Source organism: Streptomyces sp. MnatMP-M17, assembly GCF_900091995.1.
Taxonomy (GTDB): Bacteria; Actinomycetota; Actinomycetes; order Streptomycetales; family Streptomycetaceae; genus Streptomyces.
In genome coordinates this window covers 1-18,343 of record NZ_FMDK01000395.1, presented here as the reverse complement: position 1 = coordinate 18,343, position 18,343 = coordinate 1, and the positions used below count along the sequence as shown (strand labels likewise).

The following is an 18,343-nucleotide window of genomic DNA, read 5'->3' as shown; positions in this document are numbered from 1 at the left end:
GTGGGAGAGCGCTTCGTTCACACCGAAGAGGTCACTGGTTCGAACCCAGTATCGCCCACCGGGAGAGGCCGGTCCGTCTGCGACGGACCGGCCTTCGCGCGTTCCGGACGGACCGGCGCACGCCGTGAACGCCCGTCTTCGCCTGTAAACGCTCGTAAACGGACCGCGGCGGTGATCAAGCGGCGGCGGGCAGTTCGGGACGCAGCGGCCAGGCCGGATCCACCGACTCCTCCGTACCGTTGCGGGAGAACCACGCCTGGAGGCCGCGTGCCTGCGCCGCGTGCCAGACCGCCTGGAGCGTATGCAGCTCCGCCGCGCTGAGCCGCTCCAGCCGCGCCGCGAACCGGCGGCCGACCGCCCGTACCACCTCCAGCGCCGCCACCGCGTCGACGGCCGCGTCATGCGCTCCGTCCAGCTCCACCTCGTAGTGGGCACAGAGATCGGTCAGTGTGCGCCGGCCCTTGCGGTAACGGTCCAGATGCTTGTCCAGGACGCGTGGATCCAGCACACAGAGCGGGACGTTCTCCAGACAGCGCGCCAGGGACGAGGCCCGGTGACGCCGTAACTCACGGTCCAGCAGCGTCAGATCGAACGGCGCGTTCATCACCACCAGCGGACGGCCCGCCGCGCACTGCTCGGCCAGCGCCCTGGCCATCTCCTCGATCGCGGGCGCCGGCCAGCGGCCGTTCCGGTGCAGAAAGTCGTCCGTCAGACCGTGCACCTCGGTGGCGCCCGGCGGCACGGGCACACCCGGATCTATCAGCCAGCGGGTCACCCGCGGCCTGGCGCCCGCCATGTCCTGGACGACGAGAGCGGCCGAGACGATCCGGTCCTCCTCGACATCGACTCCGGTCGTCTCGGTGTCGAACGCTGCCAACGGTCCCTCATACCAACGCGTCATCCCCGAACTCCTCGCGCCTGAGCGGCAGATGGCGTCCAGCCACTGCCCGAATCGGTGATACCCGGACAGGTCGTTCGGTACGCGCCGTTTACGCGGTGCTCCGTACGGTCACAACACAGGTGTCGGGCACGTGAGTTGACGTCCCGTCGCTCCAACTGACCGGTACGGCCCGGAAGGCACCCAGAGCCATGGCGCTCGCCAAGCCCGAACCGGGTGGGCTGCTGCCCGAGCGGATGGCACCGCTGCGCGGAGCGCTCGCCACCACCGCCTGCATGGAGACACTCCAGGTGGGCTACCTCCACGCGGTCGCCGCCGCCGCGGGCTGCTCACTCAGCCAGCCCTTTCCCGACAACGGCATCGACTGGCACGTGAGCCACAGCGCGCCAGGACATCTCGTCGACGACGAGGTCACCATAAAAGTCCAGCTCAAATGCACCTACCAGATACCCCCGCACCCGGCGGGGCCCGCTTTCTCCTTCACCCTCGACAACGCTCATCTCGTCAAACTCGCCCGCACTCCGGTCTCCGTACACAAGATCCTGGTCGTGATGCTCGTGCCCAGGGCCCAGGACGAATGGCTGCGCGCCAGCCATGACCGGCTCGACCTCAGACACTGCTGCTACTGGATCAATCTGGCCGGCCATCCGGTGACCGGCCGGTACCGCACCACGGTGCGTGTGCCCACCGCGCGGATCTTCGACGACCGGGCGCTCTGCGAGATCATGACCCGAGTCGGGTCGGGAGGGAGACCGTGATGCGTTGGCCGTCCGACGAGCCAGTACGTTCCCACTCGTCGCCGACCGGGACGTCGGAGCCGGAGCCCTTGGCCGACGGCCACTCCTGGAACGGCGGAGCGGCTTCGGAACCGGATCCCACCAGGACCGATCCCGCCGTCCTCGGCGCGCTGCTCGCCCGGCACGGCTGGCGGCGGCGCGGTGGCGCTCCCGGGCGCTATGCCCGCTGGACACCACCGGGGCCGAGCGGGCGCGGTACGAGCCTGCTCGTTCCCGAGAGCCGTGCTTTTCCCGACTGCGAGGACCTGCTCGCCGAGGCCCTCACGGCGCTCGCCCGCAGCGCGGCTCCCTCGGCGCGCGAGGTGCTCGTCGGGCTCGCCGTGCCCAGCGACGAGATCCGCTGGTGGCGCGATGTGCCACCGGGTCCCTCCGGCGCCGCGGAGTGGACCGTACAGGAACAGCTCCGTACGGCGGCGAGGCAGCTTCTGCTCGCCGGGGCCCTCGCCGTACGAGGCCGGGCGGGTTACTACGGCGCGCGCCATCGCCGGCAGGCCCAGGACTCGCTGGGCGGAGTGCTGGTCGGACCAGCGCCGGGCGGACGTGAGCTGACCGCCTTCCTGCCGGTGACGAGCGGCCGGTCCATTGCCGTACAGCTCCATCACGCGCTCTCCGCGGCCCGTGAGGCGGCCGACTACCAGCGGGCCACCGGAGGCATGGAGGCGTTCGACTCCGCGGTGGAGGCCGGAGTGAGCCGGGAGCTGACCGAGGCGCTGGTGGCGCTGGTGAGAGGTACGGAAGGCGCCCGGGTCGGCCTGGCCTGGGCGCCGGGCGCAGGTGTGCCCGAAGGCTGCGCCGCCCGTCCCGAGCCGGTGGAGTTCTCGCCCGGCGATCTGCCCGCGCTGCGCGAGGCGGGCAAGCGTTATCTGCGCGACGAGCCGTCCGTGCCGGTACGGATCACCGGCGCGGTGATCCGGATGCGCCGGGCCGGTACCGGCGGCGAGGGATCCGTGCGGCTGCGTGTTCTCGCCGGCGCGGAGATCCCGCACGTACGGGTGGCGCTGGACGAGGAGTCGTACCGCGTCGCCGGACACGCACATCTCGTCGGTCTGCCGATCCGGGTGGTGGGCAGGCTGGAGAGCCGTGGCGGATTCCGCAGGCTCACCGACGCCAGCGATGTGGTGCCCGTCCAGGTGGACGACGCGGAGCGCGACCGGCTGATGAAGTCGCTCCAGGAGAACCTGGACTACTTCGAGGAGGCGTGCGGCGGCGGCGACTGACGCGGGCAAGGGCGGCGGCGGCCGACATGGGCGGAGACGGCGGCGGTCACCGCTCGGCAACTGTTTCGCGACCGGGCCCCCCGGCTCGGTACGATTCAGACGCGCAGTGTCCGCTGTCGCGCCCCAGAGTCAGGAGAGACCGGTGTCAGACGTCCGTGTGATCATCCAACGCGATTCCGAGCGGGAAGAGCGCGTGGTGACGACGGGCACTACGGCGGCCGAGCTGTTCGCCGGAGAGCGCACCGTGATCGCCGCGCGCGTCGGCGGCGCACTGAAGGACCTCGCCCACGAACCGGGCGAGGGCGAGATCGTCGAGCCGGTCGAGATCTCCTCCGAGGACGGCCTCAACATCCTGCGCCACTCCACCGCGCATGTCATGGCGCAGGCCGTGCAGGAGCTCTTTCCCGAGGCCAAGCTGGGTATCGGCCCGCCGGTCAGGGACGGCTTCTACTACGACTTCGATGTGGCGGCTCCCTTCCATCCCGATGACCTCAAGGCCATCGAGAAGAAGATGCAGGAGATCCAGAAGCGCGGCCAGCGGTTCTCGCGGCGCGTCGTCACCGACGAGGCGGCCCGCGAGGAGCTGGCCGACGAGCCGTACAAGCTGGAACTGATCGGCCTCAAGGGCTCCGCCTCGAACGAGGACGGCGCGGATGTCGAGGTGGGCGGCGGCGAGCTGACCATCTACGACAACCTGGACGCCAAGACGGGCGAGCTGTGCTGGCGCGATCTGTGCCGCGGCCCGCATCTGCCCACCACCCGCAACATCCCGGCGTTCAAGCTCATGCGGAACGCGTCGGCGTACTGGCGGGGCAGCGAGAAGAACAAGCAACTTCAGCGCATCTACGGCACCGCGTGGCCCTCGAAGGAAGAGCTGAAGGCGCACCTGGAATTCCTCGCGGAGGCCGAGAAGCGCGACCACCGCAAGCTCGGTGTCGAGCTGGACCTCTTCTCCATCCCGGAGGAACTGGGCTCCGGCCTCGCCGTCTTCCACCCCAAGGGCGGCATCGTCCGCCGGGAGATGGAGACGTACTCCCGGCGTCGTCACGAGGACGCGGACTACGAGTTCGTCAACACTCCGCACATCTCGAAGGAAGCGCTCTTCGAGACCTCGGGGCATCTGCCGAACTACGCCGACGCGATGTTCCCGCCCCTGGAGTTCGACGGGCAGAACTACCGGCTCAAGGCCATGAACTGCCCCATGCACAACCTGATCTTCCGGGCGCGGGGCCGGTCGTACCGTGAACTGCCCCTGCGCCTCTTCGAGTTCGGCACGGTGTACCGGTACGAGAAGTCCGGTGTGGTGCACGGCCTGACCCGTGCTCGCGGCTTCACCCAGGACGACTCGCACATCTACTGCACCAAGGAGCAGATGGCGGACGAGCTGGACTCGCTGCTCACCTTCGTCCTGGACCTGCTGCGCGACTACGGTCTGACCGACTTCGAGCTGGAGCTCTCCACCCGCGACCCCGAGTCCGACAAGTTCATCGGCGAGGACGCGGAGTGGGAGGAGGCCACCGAGACGCTGCGCCAGGCCGCGGAGAAGCAGGGCCTGCCGCTGGTCCCGGACCCGGGCGGCGCCGCCTACTACGGTCCGAAGATCTCGGTGCAGGCGCGTGACGCCATCGGCCGCTCGTGGCAGATGTCGACCATCCAGGTCGACTTCCAGCAGCCCAAGCGGTTCCACCTGGAGTACACGGCGGCGGACGGCTCCAAGCAGCAACCGGTCATGATCCACCGCGCGCTGTTCGGCTCGATCGAGCGGTTCTTCGCGGTGCTGCTGGAGCACTACGCGGGCGCGTTCCCGGCCTGGCTGGCGCCGGTGCAGGCGGTGGGCATCCCGGTCGGCGACGCGCATGTGCCGTATCTCCAGGAGTTCGCGGCGGAGGCGAAGCGCAAGGGCCTGCGCGTCGAGGTGGACGCGTCCTCGGACCGTATGCAGAAGAAGATCAGGAACCAGCAGCGGCAGAAGGTGCCCTTCATGATCATCGTCGGTGACGAGGACATGCACGCGGGCACGGTGTCCTTCCGCTACCGCGACGGCTCGCAGGAGAACGGCATCCCGCGCGACCAGGCGCTGGCGAAGCTGGTCGATGTGGTGGAGCGCCGCGTACAGGTGTGACGCGCGCGGGTACGGCGTGTACGGCGAAGCCCTCGGGAGGCGGCATCAGTCTCCCGGGGGCCTTTCCTTGCGCTCCTTGTCTCCTTCGCCATCCCTGGCTTCCTCGCCAGCCCCGTCTTCCTTGTCCACCTTGTCTTCCTTGTCCTCCCGTGCGAAGACCTGGATCAGCCATGACGAGAACGCGCCCGTCACCGCACCCAGCAGGGCCACACCGCACGCCATCAGGAACACCGCGTACACCCGGCCGAGCGGAGTCACGGGCGTCGCGTCGCCGTAGCCGACCGTGGTGATCGCCGCGCAGGCCCACCACACGGCGTCGCCGAAGGTACGGATGGTGGTGCCCGGTGCTCCGCGCTCCTGCTCGTAGACGGCGAGCGCGGCGGCGAAGCTGAGCAGGACGGCGGTCATCGCGGCGTAGGTGATCACCCGTCCGTACAGGCTGAGCCGAGGACGGTCCCGGCGCCGCCGCACCGCCAGATACGTGTTCACGATCCGCACCGGACGCAGCAGAGGCAGGACGAGGACGACGGTGTCCAGCCAGTGCGTCCGTACGAAACGGACGCCTTCACCGCTGAGCAGTATCCGTACCGCGTAGTCCAGCAGGAAGACCGCCCAGATCAACAGGGCCAGCCCGAGTGCGAGATCGTGCCAGAGCGGAGCGATGTCACGGAACAGAACGTGCACCGCGTAACAGGCGAGAAAGAGCAGCGAGCCCACGAACAGCGGCAGATCCATGCGGCGCTCCCAGCGGAGCAGCCGGTCGGATGCGTTCCGGACATGCATCGCCCCAGCATCGCCGGGGCCCGTCCGGTCAGGGCCCGGCGACACGCTTCACGGGGCCGAAGTCATATGCTGCACAGCATGACGAGTGAGCCGGAGCAGCAGATCGGAGTGGGGACCCAGGACGCGTTCCAGCGCCTGTGGACGCCCCATCGGATGGCCTATATCCAGGGCGAGAACAAGCCCACCGGGCCGGGCGCCGAGGACGGCTGTCCCTTCTGCTCCATCCCGGCCAAGTCCGACGAGGACGGGCTGATCGTGGCGCGTGGCGAGCGGGTGTACGCGGTGCTCAACCTCTACCCGTACAACGGCGGCCACTCCATGATCGTTCCCTACCGTCATGTGGCCGACTACACCGATCTGGACGAGGCGGAGACCGCCGAGCTCGCTCTCTTCACCAAGCACGCGATGACCGCGCTCCGTACTGCCTCGGGCGCGCACGGTTTCAACATCGGGATGAACCAGGGCGTCGCGGCGGGAGCCGGGATCGCGGCGCATCTCCATCAGCATGTGGTGCCGCGCTGGGGCGGCGACACCAACTTCATGCCGGTCGTCGGGCATACGAGGGTGCTTCCGCAGCTGCTCGCCGAAACGCGCGCGATGCTGGCCAACGCCTGGCCCGTACCGCCGACGTCCACGTCCATAGCACCGTAGCCGCCGCCGAGCCGTAGCCGCCGCGCGCGAGGAGCCGTAGCCCGCGCGGTGGTGGTCCGGTGACCCGCCGCGCGGCTTCTTCCTGCGCTGCCTACGCGTCGTACGCGTCGACCCGCTTCGGCGACGGGTCCTGCACCGCGCCGAAGAGCGAGGCCGCCCGGCTGCTGAAGCCCGAGGTGTCCACGCCGTGCTCGTCCAGCACACGCAGCGCCGCCTTGTGCGCCACCCGCAGGACGGGCGTGGCGGCGCGCATCGCGTCATCGGCCATGAAGCGGTGCTTCCACGGCTGGTCGGCCCAGGCGTGCCGCAGACCGAACGGCTCGGGCAGCGAGAGCTTGCCGCCGAGGAAGTCGAGGATCGGCGGATACCAGGTGAAGGGCGCGCGCACCGCGAGCCGGACCGCCTCCTTCGGCTCGACCAGAGGCAGCGTCCGCGAGGTGGTCTCCCAGAACCGGATGGTCTTGGGCCGGCTCACGGTCTTGGCGGACGGCCCCCCGGAGAAGAGCCCGTGGATCGGTCCCAGGGCATGGCCGGAGACCTCGATCCGCAGCGTCTCGTGCAGCACGGTCACCGTGATCATCATGGTGATCACGAGCTGGCCGTCCCAGAGGACGAACTGCACGCCGAGATAGTGGCGGTTGCCTGCGCCGAACTGCTGGTGGTTGCAGATCCGCTGTATCTCGTGCGGCTTGACCTGATACGCCTCCACATCCTGGCCGTCGGGCCTGGACACCGAGTCGGCGCCCTCACCGACGGGCGAGACGATCCAGTGCTTGACCGAAGGAGGCGGGAATCCACCGGAGTTGAGCGGCCCGCGCTCCAGCAGCTTGAGCTGGTCGTGGATCGCCCGTATCACGTCGTAACTGCGGAACTGGTGGATCTCCTTGGCCGGATCCTTGGGCACCAGAGCCTCGGCGAGCTGCCAGCTTCCCCAGCGGGTGCCCATGCCGAGTATGCCCTTGGGGCCGGCATAGAAGAGGACGTTGGAGTTCTGCTCGGCCGTGAGGTTCTCGATGCCCTGGCGCACTGCCTCCCGTGTGGCGTCGCCGGGATTTCCGGGGACCGCCTCGGGGACCTTGGCGCCGAGGCCGCCGCCGGCGAGGAGATCGGACCAGCGGGCGCGCAGATCCTTGGCGGTGGACTCGCAGATCCGCCTGGCCAGCAGCCAGCCGATGACAGGAGCGACGATCGCGCCGCGCACATACCAGCCGAGGACACCGTCGAACGGCAGCCGCAGCAGCAGGATCACGGCCAGCAGCGCCACGCCCGCCAGCAGCGCCGTCCCCATCAGTCCCGCGCGCCGGTCCTTCGAGCCCGCGATCGTACGACGGAGCTGGAAGACACCCAGCCAGACCAGCAGTCCGGGCAGGAAGAGCAGCCCGAACACCGCGGTCACGGCGGTGAGTTTGATGTCGCGGTCCTTGCGGATGCGTGTCGCGGCGAGGGCGTGCAGCACCACCGTCTGCGGCTCCATGCCGAAGGACTGGATAAGCGCCTTCCGGCCGCCGCCGAGCGTACGGAGCTGGAGGGCCCGCGCGAACGCCTCGCCCAGATTGGGCTCGAAGAGCGAGAACCTGCCCTTGGTCACCTTGGACTTGTGCACGTCGTTGTCGGCCTTGAGGATCTCCTCCATCGGGGTGTCCCGATAGGACGCCGAGGCCAGGGCGTTCGTCGCCGGGTCCTGTCCGGCCCCTCCCTGGAGCGGGATCTGTGCCCCCGGGCTGAAGTCGAATCCGTTGTCCGCCACTGCCGCCCCCTCGCCGCAAGATCCGCTGCCGCGACCTGTACCCGGCCCGCGCGCCCCGCACACGTGCTGAGCTGGGCACCACAGCGTAACCGGGCGAAGGCGTCCGCGTCAGGGGAGTGGCTCTCTTCAGCCACCGGCGTATCAACTACGTATTGCCGTGACCACGCATCGAAATCGACCACGTGCATCGACTTGACCACGTGTGAACCGGACGAGGTGTCAACTAGACCAGGCTGCCCTCCTGTTCACGGAGCCGGTCCGCGACCGTCGGCGGCATCGGCTCGTGGCGCGCGTACGAGCGGCTGAAGCGGCCGGTGCCATGGGTGACCGACCGCAGGTCCACCGCGTACCGTCCGATCTCCAGCTCCGGCACCTCGGCCAGCACCAAGGTCCTTCCCGGACCGGCCTGTTCGGTGCCGACGACCCGGCCGCGCCGTCCCGAGAGATCGCTCATCACCGGTCCCACATACTCGTCGGGGATGAGGACCCGTACCTCGGCGACCGGTTCCAGCAGATGGATCGACGCCTCGACGGCCGCCTCGCGCAGCGCCAGCGCGCCCGCCGTCTGGAACGCGGCGTCGGAGGAGTCCACCGAGTGGGCTTTTCCGTCGAGCAGAGTGACCCGGATGTCGACCAGCGGATGGCCCGCCGCGACTCCGCGCGCGGCCTGGGCCCGTATGCCTTTCTCCACGGACGGGATGAACTGCCGTGGCACCGCGCCGCCGACCACCTTGTCGACGAACTCGACACCGGAGCCGGGCGGCAGCGGATCCACCTCGATCTCGCAGATCGCGAACTGGCCGTGGCCGCCGGACTGTTTCACATGCCGGCCGCGTCCCGCCGAACTCTCGCCGAAGGTCTCCCGGAGCGCGACCTTGAACGGCACGGCGTCGACCTGTACGCCGTAGCGCGTGCGCAGCCGCTCCAGCGCGACATCCATATGCGCCTCGCCCAGACACCAGAGCACCACCTGACGGGTCTCCGGATTCTGTTCGAGCCGCATCGTCGGGTCCTCCGCCACCAGCCGGGCGAGCCCGTGGGACAGCCTGTCCTCGTCCGCCTTGCCATGGGCCTGGACGGCCAGCGGCAGCAGCGGATCGGGCATGGTCCAGGGCTCCATCAGCAGCGGATCGTCCTGGGCGGAGAGAGTGTCGCCGGTCTCGGCGCCGGAGAGTTTCCCGATACAGGCCAGATCTCCGGCGATGCAGTGGCCCATCACGCGCTGCTGTTTGCCGAACGGCGAGGAGAGCGCGCCGGTCCGCTCCTCGACATCGTGATCCTCATGGCCGCGGTCGGTGAGACCGTGGCCCGACACATGCACCAGCTCGTCCGGCCGCAGCGTGCCCGAGAAGACCCGTACGAGCGAGATCCTGCCGACATACGGATCCGAGGCGGTCTTGACCACCTCGGCGACGAGCGGGCCCTGAGGATCACAGCCGATACCGGGACGCGGAGTGCCCTGCGGAGTGGTGATCTCCGGAGCCGGGCGCTCCAGTGGGCTCGGGAAGCCGCTGGCGATCAGATCGAGCAGTTCGACCGTGCCCAGGCCCTGCCGGCCGCCGGGCGGCGCCGGGGCCGCCGCGAGCACCGGATGGAAGATCCCGCGCGCCACCGCCTTCTCCAGATCGCCGATCAACGTCTTGAGGTCGATCTCGCCGCCGCCGAGATAGCGGTCCATGAGCGTCTCGTCCTCGCTCTCGGCGATGATCCCTTCGATCAGCCGGTCGCGTGCCTCCTCGATCAGCGGCAGCTCACCGGGACCGGGCGGATTCTCCCGGCGCTCCCCGGAGGAGTAGTCGAAGATCCGCCGCGAGAGCAGTCCGACGAGTCCGGTGGCCGGGGCGTGTCCGTCCGGGCCCTCCGGGCCGTGCACCGGCAGATACAGCGGCAGTACGGCGTCGGGATCGTCACCGCCGAAGATCCGGGCGCAGAGCCGGGTCATCTCGTCGAAGCCGGTGCGCGCCGTGTCGAGATGCGTGACGACGATCGCGCGCGGCATGCCGACGGCCGCGCACTCCTCCCAGACGGTACGGGTGGCACCGGCCACGGCCTCCGCCTCCTGGGCGGCCGACACAACGAAAAGGGCCGCGTCCGCCGCCCGCAGACCGGCCCTGAGTTCCCCGACGAAATCGGCATAGCCGGGGGTGTCCAGCAGATTGATCTTGTAGCCGCCCCATTCCAGTGGGACGAGCGAGAGCTGTACGGAACGCTGCTGGCGGTGCTCGATCTCGTCGTAGTCGGAGACCGTGCCGCCGTCCTCGACCCGGCCCGCCCGGTTCACCGCTCCGGCGGTGAGCGCGAGAGCCTCGACGAGTGTGGTCTTGCCCGACCCGCTGTGGCCGACCAGCACCACGTTCCGTACGGACGCGGGCCGGTCGGCCGCCATTGCCCTGCCGGCGGCCCCGGGGTGTGTATGCGCCTTGTCGCCCATGATTCCTGCCTCCCGGTCGATCGCGGTGAGGAGATGGAGAGAGGCGCGGGCCGGGGGAGCCGCCGTGGCAGCTCCGGCGATGCCCGCGGTGGTCCTTCGAGCTTCGCACTCCGGCCATGGTGCGTCCATACGTCGTACGCGGAGGCATGGCCCGGGTGCCCGGCGGTACGGTGTGGGGGTCGTGGCTACGATGGGCCCGGTCCTGTCCGGCCGGTCCTCGTGGTCTGCCGTGGCGCCTGGTGGAGGGGGTACCTCCCGTTGCCCGCAAGGCTACGGAGGCATCGAGAGGCGGAGGATCGTGCACGTACTGGAAGGTACTGGACGACTCCGGCAAAGCGGCGAGGTGCCGTGCCAGGAGTCACCGGCCCGCGAAGAGTGGCCGGGCAGGGCCGCCTAGCCGGTGGCCATCGGGGCCGCTCGGCCCACCGAACCTCGGGAAGGCCATGCTGAACAAGTACGCGCGTGCATTCTTCACGCGTGTCCTCACACCGTTCGCCGCGTTTCTGCTCCGGCGCGGAGTGAGTCCGGACGCCGTCACGCTCATCGGTACGGCCGGAGTGATGGCGGGCGCGCTGGTCTTCTTCCCTCGCGGGGAGTTCTTCTGGGGCACGATCGTGATCACCGTCTTCGTCTTCTCCGACCTGGTCGACGGAAACATGGCCAGGCAGGCGGGGATCTCCAGCCGCTGGGGCGCCTTCCTCGACTCGACGCTCGACCGTGTCGCCGACGGCGCGATCTTCGCCGGGTTCGCGCTCTGGTACGCGGGCGACGGCGACAACAACGCGCTGTGCGCCGTCGCGATCTTCTGTCTGGCGAGCGGCCAGGTCGTCTCGTACACCAAGGCCCGAGGCGAGTCCATCGGGCTGCCCGTCGCCGTCAACGGGCTGGTCGAGCGGGCGGAGCGGCTGGTCATCTCGCTGGTCGCGGCCGGTCTGGCGGGACTGCACGCCTTCGGTGTGCCGGGCATCGACATCCTGCTGCCCATCGCGCTGTGGATCGTGGCCGCGGGCAGCGTGGTGACGCTCGGCCAGCGCGTCGTGACCGTACGGCGCGAATCCGCCGAGGCCGACGCCGCCGCTGCGGCCGGCGCCGGGCCCGGGAACACCGGGAGCACTCCACGCGGGAGCGGGAGCGCGTCATGAGCGGCGCGAGCGAGCGGCTGACCGGCTCTCTGTACGGACTCGGCTGGAGCACCGTCAAGAAGCTGCCCGAGCCCATGGCAAAGGCGCTCGGCCGGACCATCGCGGACACCGTGTGGAAGCGGCGCGGCGCGAGTGTGCTGCGGCTGGAGTCCAATCTCGCGCGCGTGGTGCCGGACGCCGGTCCCGAACGGCTCGCGGAGCTGTCCCGGGCCGGGATGCGCTCGTACATGCGGTACTGGATGGAGTCCTTCCGGCTGCCCGCCTGGAGCAAGGAGCGGGTGAGCGGCGGCGTCGAGATCAAGGACATCCACTGTCTGACCGAAGGCCTCGCGGCCGGGCGCGGTGTGGTGCTCGCGCTGCCGCACCTGGCCAACTGGGACCTGGCGGGAGCCTGGCTCACCCGAGGACAGGGAGTGCCGTTCACGACGGTCGCCGAGCGGCTCAGGCCGGAGTCGCTCTACGACCGGTTCGTCGCCTACCGCGAGAGCCTGGGCATGGAGGTGCTGCCGCACACCGGCGGTTCCGCGTTCGGCGCGCTCGCGCGGCGGCTGCGGAACGGCGGTCTGGTCTGTCTGGTCGCCGACCGCGATCTGTCGTCCACCGGTGTCGAGGTCGACTTCTTCGGGGAGAAGGCCCGGATGCCGGCCGGTCCGGCGCTGCTGGCGCAGCAGACCGGGGCGCTGCTGCTGCCGGCGACTCTCTGGTATGACGATTCACCGGTGATGCGGGGCCAGGTGCATCCCGCGATCGAGGTTCCGGAGACAGGTACGCGCGCCGAGAAGACGTCTGTGATGACACAGGCGGTGGCCGATGTCTTCGCCACCGGAATCGCCGAGCACCCGGAGGACTGGCACATGCTGCAACGGCTGTGGCTCACCGATCTCGAACCCGGGCGGAGCGGCGCGGGGGAGGCTGACTCCGGGCAGACCGGTTCCGGAGGGAGTCCCCGGTGAGGATCGGCATCGTCTGTCCGTACTCGTGGGACGTGCCCGGCGGCGTCCAGTTCCACATCAGGGACCTGGCCGAGCATCTGATCAGGCTCGGTCACGAGGTGTCCGTACTGGCGCCCGCGGACGACGAGACTCCGCTGCCGCCCTATGTCGTCTCGGCCGGACGGGCCGTGCCCGTGCCGTACAACGGCTCGGTCGCCCGGCTGAACTTCGGCTTCCTGTCGGCGGCGCGGGTACGGCGGTGGCTGCACGACGGCACCTTCGACGTGATCCACATCCATGAGCCGACCGCGCCGTCGCTGGGGCTGCTGACCTGCTGGGCCGCGCAGGGACCGATCGTCGCGACGTTCCACACGTCGAATCCGCGGTCGCGGGCGATGATCGCCGCGTATCCGATCCTCCAGCCCGCGCTGGAGAAGATCAGCGCGCGGATCGCGGTGAGCGAGTACGCGCGGCGGACGCTGGTGGAGCATCTCGGCGGCGACGCGGTGGTCATTCCGAACGGTGTCGATGTCGACTTCTTCGCCAAGGCCGAGATCAATCCGGCGTGGCAGGGCCGCACGATCGGCTTCATCGGGCGGATCGACGAGCCGCGCAAGGGACTGCCGGTGCTGATGAAGGCCCTGCCCAAGATTCTCGCGGTCTATCCGGAGACCCGGCTGCTGGTGGCCGGGCGCGGTGACGAGAAGGAGGCGGTGGAGTCGCTTCCCAAGGAGATGCGATCGCGGGTCGAGTTCCTCGGGATGGTGAGCGACGAGGACAAGGCGCGGCTGCTGCGCAGCATCGATCTGTACATCGCGCCCAACACGGGCGGCGAGAGCTTCGGCATCATCCTTGTCGAGGCGCTGTCGGCGGGCGCGGCCGTGCTGGCGAGCGATCTGGACGCGTTCGCGCAAGTGCTGGACCAGGGCGCGGCGGGCGAGCTGTTCACCAACGAGGACGCGGACGCGCTGGCGGGCGCGGCGGTACGGCTGCTCGGCGACGCGGAGCGGCGCGAGGCGCTGCGCGAGCGGGGGAGCGCGCATGTGCGGCGGTTCGACTGGACGACGGTGGGCGCGGACATCCTGGCGGTGTACGAGACGGTGACGGACGGCGCGGCGTCGGTGGCGGCGGACGAACGCACAGGCCTGCGCGCCCGACTGCGCCGCCGTATGGACGGCGACACCCAGGGGGGCGCTGGTGGCGCAGGCGAGGCCTCCTTCCGATCCCGCACACCACGCGACATCCGTCCCGAGCCGGTAACGGACTGACGTCCCGGCAGCCCGGCGTCGGCCGTGTGTCCATGCGTCGGGTCGGGCGCGCCCGCGCCCGGAGGCTGTCCTCCGTAGGAGGGTCGCGCGGCGCGCCCCGATAGCCTGCCTCGCGTGACCGAAACTCTCATCTGGATCGTCGTCGCCGTCGTCGCCTGCGCGCTCTATCTGAGCTGGACCGCCGGCCGGCTCGACCGGCTGCACACCCGTATCGACGCCGCCCGCGCCGCCCTCGACGCGCAATTGCTGCGGCGTGCCTCGGTCACCCAGGAGCTGGCGACCTCCGGTGTGCTCGATCCCGCCGCGTCCATCGTGCTGTACGAGGCCGCGCACGCGGCCCGGCAGGCCGAAGAGGAGCAGCGGGAGGTCGCGGAGAGCGAGCTGAGCCAGGCGCTGCGGGCCGTCTTCGGCGAGGCCGCGCAGGTCGAGGCCGTACGGGCGGCTCCCGGCGGCGAGGAGGCCGCCGGTGAACTCGCCGCGTCGGTACGGCGCGTACCCATGGCCAGGCGCTTCCACAACGACGCCGTACGCGCCGCCCGCGCCCTGCGCCGCCACCGTAAGGTCCGCTGGTTCAGACTTGCCGGACACGCTCCGTTCCCGCTCGCCTTCGAGATGGACGACGAGCCGCCCGTCGCGCTGGCGGACCGGCCCGGCTCCTCGACCTGACGCGACCTGAAGCAACCCGAAACGACCTGAGGCCTGGACGAATCCACGGCGAGAACGATCCACCGCCTGTTCATTGGCCCTTGCTGTGGACTGCTCCCGAGGCGTTACCTGTGCGTGCGGTTTCTCCACCCTTTTCAGCCAGGCGGCCACACAGCGGGCCGGCCCGTCAGCCAGTGAGGTCGAATTCGTGTCCACCACGCTCCCCACCACCACTCAGTCCGCCGAGACCGGCACCGCGCGCGTCAAGCGCGGTATGGCCGAGCAGCTCAAGGGCGGCGTGATCATGGATGTCGTCACACCGGACCAGGCGAAGATCGCCGAGGACGCCGGCGCGGTCGCCGTGATGGCGCTGGAGCGCGTTCCCGCCGACATCCGTAAGGACGGCGGTGTGGCCCGGATGTCCGATCCGGACATGATCGAGGGCATCATCGAGGCCGTCTCGATCCCGGTCATGGCCAAGTCGCGGATCGGTCACTTCGTGGAGGCGCAGGTCCTCCAGTCCCTCGGTGTGGACTACATCGACGAGTCCGAGGTGCTGACGCCCGCCGACGAGGTCAACCACTCCGACAAGTGGGCCTTCACCACGCCCTTCGTCTGCGGCGCCACCAATCTGGGCGAGGCCCTGCGCCGGATCGCCGAGGGCGCGGCCATGATCCGCTCCAAGGGCGAGGCCGGCACCGGCAATGTCGTCGAGGCGGTGCGTCATCTCCGTCAGATCAAGAACGAGATCGCAAGGCTCCGCGGCTTCGACAACAACGAGCTGTACGCCGCCGCCAAGGAGCTGCGCGCGCCGTACGAGATCGTCAAGGAGGTCGCCGCGCTCGGCAAGCTGCCCGTGGTGCTCTTCTCCGCCGGCGGTGTCGCCACTCCCGCCGACGCCGCGCTGATGCGTCAGCTCGGCGCCGAGGGCGTCTTCGTGGGATCCGGCATCTTCAAGTCCGGCGACCCGGCCAAGCGCGCCGCCGCCATCGTGAAGGCCACCACCTTCTACGACGACCCGAAGATCATCGCGGACGCGTCCCGGAATCTGGGCGAGGCCATGGTCGGTATCAATATCGACACCCTGCCGGAGTCCGAGCACTACGCGAAGCGCGGCTGGTAACGCCGCCATGAGCACGCGCACCCCTGTGATCGGCGTTCTGGCACTTCAGGGCGATGTCCGGGAGCATCTCGCCGCCCTGGCCGCGGCGGACGCCGTGGCCGGGACCGTCCGGCGCCCGGAGGAGCTCGCCCAGGTCGACGGTCTGGTGATCCCGGGCGGCGAGTCCACGACGATGTCAAAGCTGGCCGCGCTCTTCGGGATGCTGGAGCCGCTGCGGGCGCGCGTGCGGGCCGGAATGCCGGTGTACGGCACCTGCGCCGGAATGATCATGCTCGCCGAGAAGATCCTCGATCCGCGCTCCGGCCAGGAGACCGTCGGCGGTATCGACATGATCGTCCGCCGCAACGCCTTCGGCCGCCAGAACGAGTCCTTCGAGGCGGCCGTCGAGGTCGCCGGAGTCGAGGGCGGTCCCGTCGAGGGTGTCTTCATCCGGGCGCCCTGGGTCGAGTCGGTGGGCGCCGAGGTCCAGGTGCTCGCCGAGTACGGCGGCCATGTCGTCGCCGTACGGCAGGGCAACGCGCTCGCGACGTCGTTCCACCCGGAACTCACGGGCGACCACCGGCTCCACCGCTTCTTCACGGAGCTGGTGCGTGACGTGGTGCGCGACGCCGTACCTGACGCCGGTATGTGACCGACCGTTCCCAGGGCGCGCGGGCCGCGCTCCGGGGACGGTGGCCGGGACGACGCGTGTGCTCGTCCCGGTAGGATCTCTGCCGAGCAGAGGCAGAACCGGTTACGCGAAGGAGACAGGCAGATGTCCGGCCACTCTAAATGGGCTACGACGAAGCACAAGAAGGCCGTGATCGACGCCAAGCGCGGCAAGCTCTTCGCGAAGCTGATCAAGAACATCGAGGTGGCGGCCCGTACCGGTGGCGCCGACATCGACGGCAACCCGACGCTCTTCGACGCCATCCAGAAGGCCAAGAAGAGCTCGGTGCCGAACAAGAACATCGACTCGGCCGTCAAGCGCGGCGCCGGTCTGGAGGCCGGTGGCGCCGACTACGAGACGATCATGTACGAGGGCTACGGTCCCAACGGTGTCGCCGTACTGATCGAGTGCCTCACCGACAACCGCAACCGCGCGGCCTCCGACGTACGCGTCGCCATGACCCGCAACGGCGGTTCGATGGCCGACCCGGGCTCCGTCTCGTACCTGTTCAACCGCAAGGGCGTCGTGATCGTGCCCAAGGGCGAGCTCGGCGAGGACGATGTGCTGGGCGCCGTGCTGGAAGCGGGCGCCGAGGAGGTCAACGACCTCGGTGAGTCCTTCGAGGTGCTCAGTGAGGCCACCGACCTGGTCGCGGTCCGCACCTCGCTCCAGGAGGCCGGGATCGACTACGACTCCGCCGAGGCCAACTTCGTCCCGACCATGCAGGTCGAGCTGGACGAGGAGGGCGCGCGGAAGATCTTCAAGCTGATCGACGCGCTGGAGGACAGCGACGACGTGCAGAACGTCTTCGCCAACTTCGATGTCTCCGACGAGGTCATGGAGAAGGTCGACGCCTGACAGGGCTTCAGCCGACGGGCCGGCGGGGGACACACCTCCGTCGGCCCGTCGCGTTGTCGGTGCCGACCGATACTGTGCTGATCAGCGCGAACAACTGAGCGAGGGGGAGGGCGCGATGCGGGTGCTGGGCATTGACCCCGGACTGACCCGGTGCGGTGTCGGAGTAGTCGAGGGCACCGCGGGCCGGCCGTTGACGATGCTCGGTGTGGGCGTGGTCCGTACGCCCGCCGACGCGGAGACCGGTGAGCGTCTGGTCGCCATCGAGCAGGGCATAGAGTCCTGGCTCGACGAGCACCGGCCCGAACTCGTCGCGGTGGAGCGGGTGTTCGCCCAGCACAATGTGCGCACGGTCATGGGCACGGCCCAGGCCAGCGCGGTCGCCATGCTCTGTGCCTCGCGCCGCGGCCTTCCCGTCGCACTGCACACACCCAGCGAGGTCAAGGCCGCCGTCACCGGCAGCGGCCGGGCGGACAAGGCGCAGGTCGGTGCGATGGTGACCCGGCTGCTGCGGCTCGACGCACCGCCGAAGCCCGCCGACGCCGCGGACGCCCTCGCCCTCGCCATCTGCCATATCTGGCGTGCGCCCGCGATGAACCGTCTTCAGCAGGCACAGGCGGCCCAGCAGGCACAGACGGCGGCGCGCGCCTCCCGTGTTCCCACCACCGCATCCGTACGGAAGGTCACGCGATGATCGCCTTCGTCAGCGGCCCGGTCGCCGCACTCGCCCCGACCACGGCCGTGATCGAGGTCGGCGGTGTCGGGATGGCCGTCCAGTGCACACCGGGCACACTCGCCGCTCTCCGTATCGGCCAGCAGGCGAAGCTCGCCACCTCCCTGGTCGTACGGGAGGACTCACTGACGCTCTACGGCTTCGCGGACGACGACGAGCGCCAGGTGTTCGAGCTGCTGCAGACCGCCAGCGGAGTCGGGCCTCGGCTCGCGCAGGCGATGCTCGCCGTACACAGCCCCGACGCGCTGCGCGTCGCCGTCTCCACCGGGGACGAGAAGGCGCTGACCGCCGTTCCCGGTATCGGCAAGAAGGGCGCCCAGAAGCTGCTGCTGGAGCTGAAGGACCGGCTC

General features: G+C 69.8%; 16 protein-coding genes and 1 pseudogene. 13 read left to right on the top strand and 4 right to left on the bottom strand.

Translation table 11 applies throughout. The annotated features are described in order from the left end of the window. Positions 1-175 precede the first annotated feature (175 nt). The gene (locus tag GA0115259_RS18355) at positions 176-901 is read right to left on the bottom strand and encodes a 3'-5' exonuclease (RefSeq protein WP_093598082.1); all 726 of its coding nucleotides are present in this window, start codon (positions 899-901) and stop codon (positions 176-178) included. A gap of 188 nt (positions 902-1,089) precedes the next feature. Between GA0115259_RS18355 and GA0115259_RS18350 the strand changes: the two genes are divergently transcribed. The 3 genes from GA0115259_RS18350 (at position 1,090) to thrS (ending at position 5,034) form a co-directional block, all read left to right on the top strand. After that, the gene (locus GA0115259_RS18350; protein ID WP_093598079.1) at positions 1,090-1,656 is read left to right on the top strand and encodes a DUF4365 domain-containing protein; all 567 of its coding nucleotides are present in this window, start codon (positions 1,090-1,092) and stop codon (positions 1,654-1,656) included. Beyond that, on the top strand, positions 1,656-2,912 hold the full coding sequence (locus GA0115259_RS18345; protein ID WP_237540168.1) for a hypothetical protein: 1,257 nt from the start codon (positions 1,656-1,658) through the stop codon (positions 2,910-2,912). The genes GA0115259_RS18350 and GA0115259_RS18345 overlap by 1 nt, the downstream gene beginning before the upstream one ends. A gap of 142 nt (positions 2,913-3,054) precedes the next feature. Continuing rightward, positions 3,055-5,034, top strand: a complete 1,980-nt coding sequence (gene thrS, locus GA0115259_RS18340; protein ID WP_093598076.1) for a threonine--tRNA ligase — start codon at positions 3,055-3,057, stop codon at positions 5,032-5,034. Between the two features lie 45 nt (positions 5,035-5,079). Here the strand turns inward: thrS and GA0115259_RS18335 are convergent, their stop codons facing one another. Beyond that, positions 5,080-5,817: a potassium channel family protein gene (locus GA0115259_RS18335; RefSeq protein ID WP_093598073.1), complete on the bottom strand. Its 738-nt coding sequence runs from the start codon at positions 5,815-5,817 to the stop codon at positions 5,080-5,082. Between the two features lie 66 nt (positions 5,818-5,883). Between GA0115259_RS18335 and GA0115259_RS18330 the strand changes: the two genes are divergently transcribed. Next, positions 5,884-6,468 (top strand): HIT family protein, encoded by a 585-nt coding sequence (locus GA0115259_RS18330; protein WP_093598070.1) that lies wholly within the window; start codon positions 5,884-5,886, stop codon positions 6,466-6,468. 91 nt (positions 6,469-6,559) lie between these two features. Here the strand turns inward: GA0115259_RS18330 and GA0115259_RS18325 are convergent, their stop codons facing one another. After that, complete coding sequence (locus tag GA0115259_RS18325) at positions 6,560-8,215, bottom strand: hypothetical protein (protein ID WP_093598067.1); 1,656 nt, start codon at positions 8,213-8,215, stop codon at positions 6,560-6,562. A 223-nt stretch (positions 8,216-8,438) separates the two neighbouring features. Then, entirely contained in the window at positions 8,439-10,646 is a 2,208-nt protein-coding gene (locus GA0115259_RS18320) for an elongation factor G-like protein EF-G2 (RefSeq protein WP_093598064.1), read from the bottom strand. A 443-nt stretch (positions 10,647-11,089) separates the two neighbouring features. On the opposite strand from GA0115259_RS18320, the gene pgsA reads away from it, so the two are divergent. From pgsA to ruvA, 9 genes and pseudogenes are all read left to right on the top strand, one after another. Further along, on the top strand, positions 11,090-11,788 hold the full coding sequence (gene pgsA, locus GA0115259_RS18315) for a phosphatidylinositol phosphate synthase (protein WP_093598061.1): 699 nt from the start codon (positions 11,090-11,092) through the stop codon (positions 11,786-11,788). After that, positions 11,785-12,741 (top strand): phosphatidylinositol mannoside acyltransferase, encoded by a 957-nt coding sequence (locus tag GA0115259_RS18310; protein WP_093598058.1) that lies wholly within the window; start codon positions 11,785-11,787, stop codon positions 12,739-12,741. The genes pgsA and GA0115259_RS18310 overlap by 4 nt, the downstream gene beginning before the upstream one ends. Then, a pseudogene (locus GA0115259_RS18305) lies at positions 12,738-13,877 on the top strand (glycosyltransferase family 4 protein); the annotation flags it as partial. The gene GA0115259_RS18310 and the pseudogene GA0115259_RS18305, both read left to right, overlap by 4 nt. A 225-nt stretch (positions 13,878-14,102) precedes the next feature. Further along, the gene (locus GA0115259_RS18300; protein ID WP_093598055.1) at positions 14,103-14,654 is read left to right on the top strand and encodes a LemA family protein; all 552 of its coding nucleotides are present in this window, start codon (positions 14,103-14,105) and stop codon (positions 14,652-14,654) included. 187 nt (positions 14,655-14,841) lie between these two features. Continuing rightward, positions 14,842-15,756 carry a pyridoxal 5'-phosphate synthase lyase subunit PdxS gene (gene pdxS, locus GA0115259_RS18295; protein ID WP_093598052.1) on the top strand — a complete coding sequence of 305 codons (915 nt, stop codon included), beginning with the start codon at positions 14,842-14,844 and terminating at the stop codon, positions 15,754-15,756. 7 nt (positions 15,757-15,763) lie between these two features. Beyond that, on the top strand, positions 15,764-16,387 hold the full coding sequence (gene pdxT, locus GA0115259_RS18290) for a pyridoxal 5'-phosphate synthase glutaminase subunit PdxT (RefSeq protein WP_093598049.1): 624 nt from the start codon (positions 15,764-15,766) through the stop codon (positions 16,385-16,387). Positions 16,388-16,510: 123 nt separating this feature from the next. Then, a complete protein-coding gene (locus tag GA0115259_RS18285; protein ID WP_093598046.1) occupies positions 16,511-17,263 on the top strand; it encodes a YebC/PmpR family DNA-binding transcriptional regulator in 753 nt (250 codons plus the stop codon). Between the two features lie 115 nt (positions 17,264-17,378). Beyond that, positions 17,379-17,954 carry a crossover junction endodeoxyribonuclease RuvC gene (gene ruvC / locus GA0115259_RS18280; protein ID WP_093598043.1) on the top strand — a complete coding sequence of 192 codons (576 nt, stop codon included), beginning with the start codon at positions 17,379-17,381 and terminating at the stop codon, positions 17,952-17,954. Next, a partial coding sequence (gene ruvA / locus GA0115259_RS18275; protein WP_093598040.1) for a Holliday junction branch migration protein RuvA occupies positions 17,951-18,343 on the top strand: 393 nt, incomplete at its 3' end. The genes ruvC and ruvA, both read left to right, overlap by 4 nt.

Bases quoted from the DNA above. Each gene is read 5' to 3' on its own strand.
- GA0115259_RS18320 (WP_093598064.1), bottom strand. From the start codon at position 10,646: ATGGGCGACAAGGCGCATACACACCCCGGGGCCGCCGGCAGGGCAATG.
- GA0115259_RS18350 (WP_093598079.1), top strand. From the start codon at position 1,090: ATGGCGCTCGCCAAGCCCGAACCGGGTGGGCTGCTGCCCGAGCGGATG.
- GA0115259_RS18330 (WP_093598070.1), top strand. From the start codon at position 5,884: ATGCTGCACAGCATGACGAGTGAGCCGGAGCAGCAGATCGGAGTGGGG.
- GA0115259_RS18335 (WP_093598073.1), bottom strand. From the start codon at position 5,817: ATGCATGTCCGGAACGCATCCGACCGGCTGCTCCGCTGGGAGCGCCGC.
- GA0115259_RS18345 (WP_237540168.1), top strand. From the start codon at position 1,656: ATGCGTTGGCCGTCCGACGAGCCAGTACGTTCCCACTCGTCGCCGACC.
- pdxT (WP_093598049.1), top strand. From the start codon at position 15,764: ATGAGCACGCGCACCCCTGTGATCGGCGTTCTGGCACTTCAGGGCGAT.
- ruvC (WP_093598043.1), top strand. From the start codon at position 17,379: ATGCGGGTGCTGGGCATTGACCCCGGACTGACCCGGTGCGGTGTCGGA.
- GA0115259_RS18285 (WP_093598046.1), top strand. From the start codon at position 16,511: ATGTCCGGCCACTCTAAATGGGCTACGACGAAGCACAAGAAGGCCGTG.
- GA0115259_RS18310 (WP_093598058.1), top strand. From the start codon at position 11,785: ATGAGCGGCGCGAGCGAGCGGCTGACCGGCTCTCTGTACGGACTCGGC.
- pgsA (WP_093598061.1), top strand. From the start codon at position 11,090: ATGCTGAACAAGTACGCGCGTGCATTCTTCACGCGTGTCCTCACACCG.
- GA0115259_RS18355 (WP_093598082.1), bottom strand. From the start codon at position 901: ATGACGCGTTGGTATGAGGGACCGTTGGCAGCGTTCGACACCGAGACG.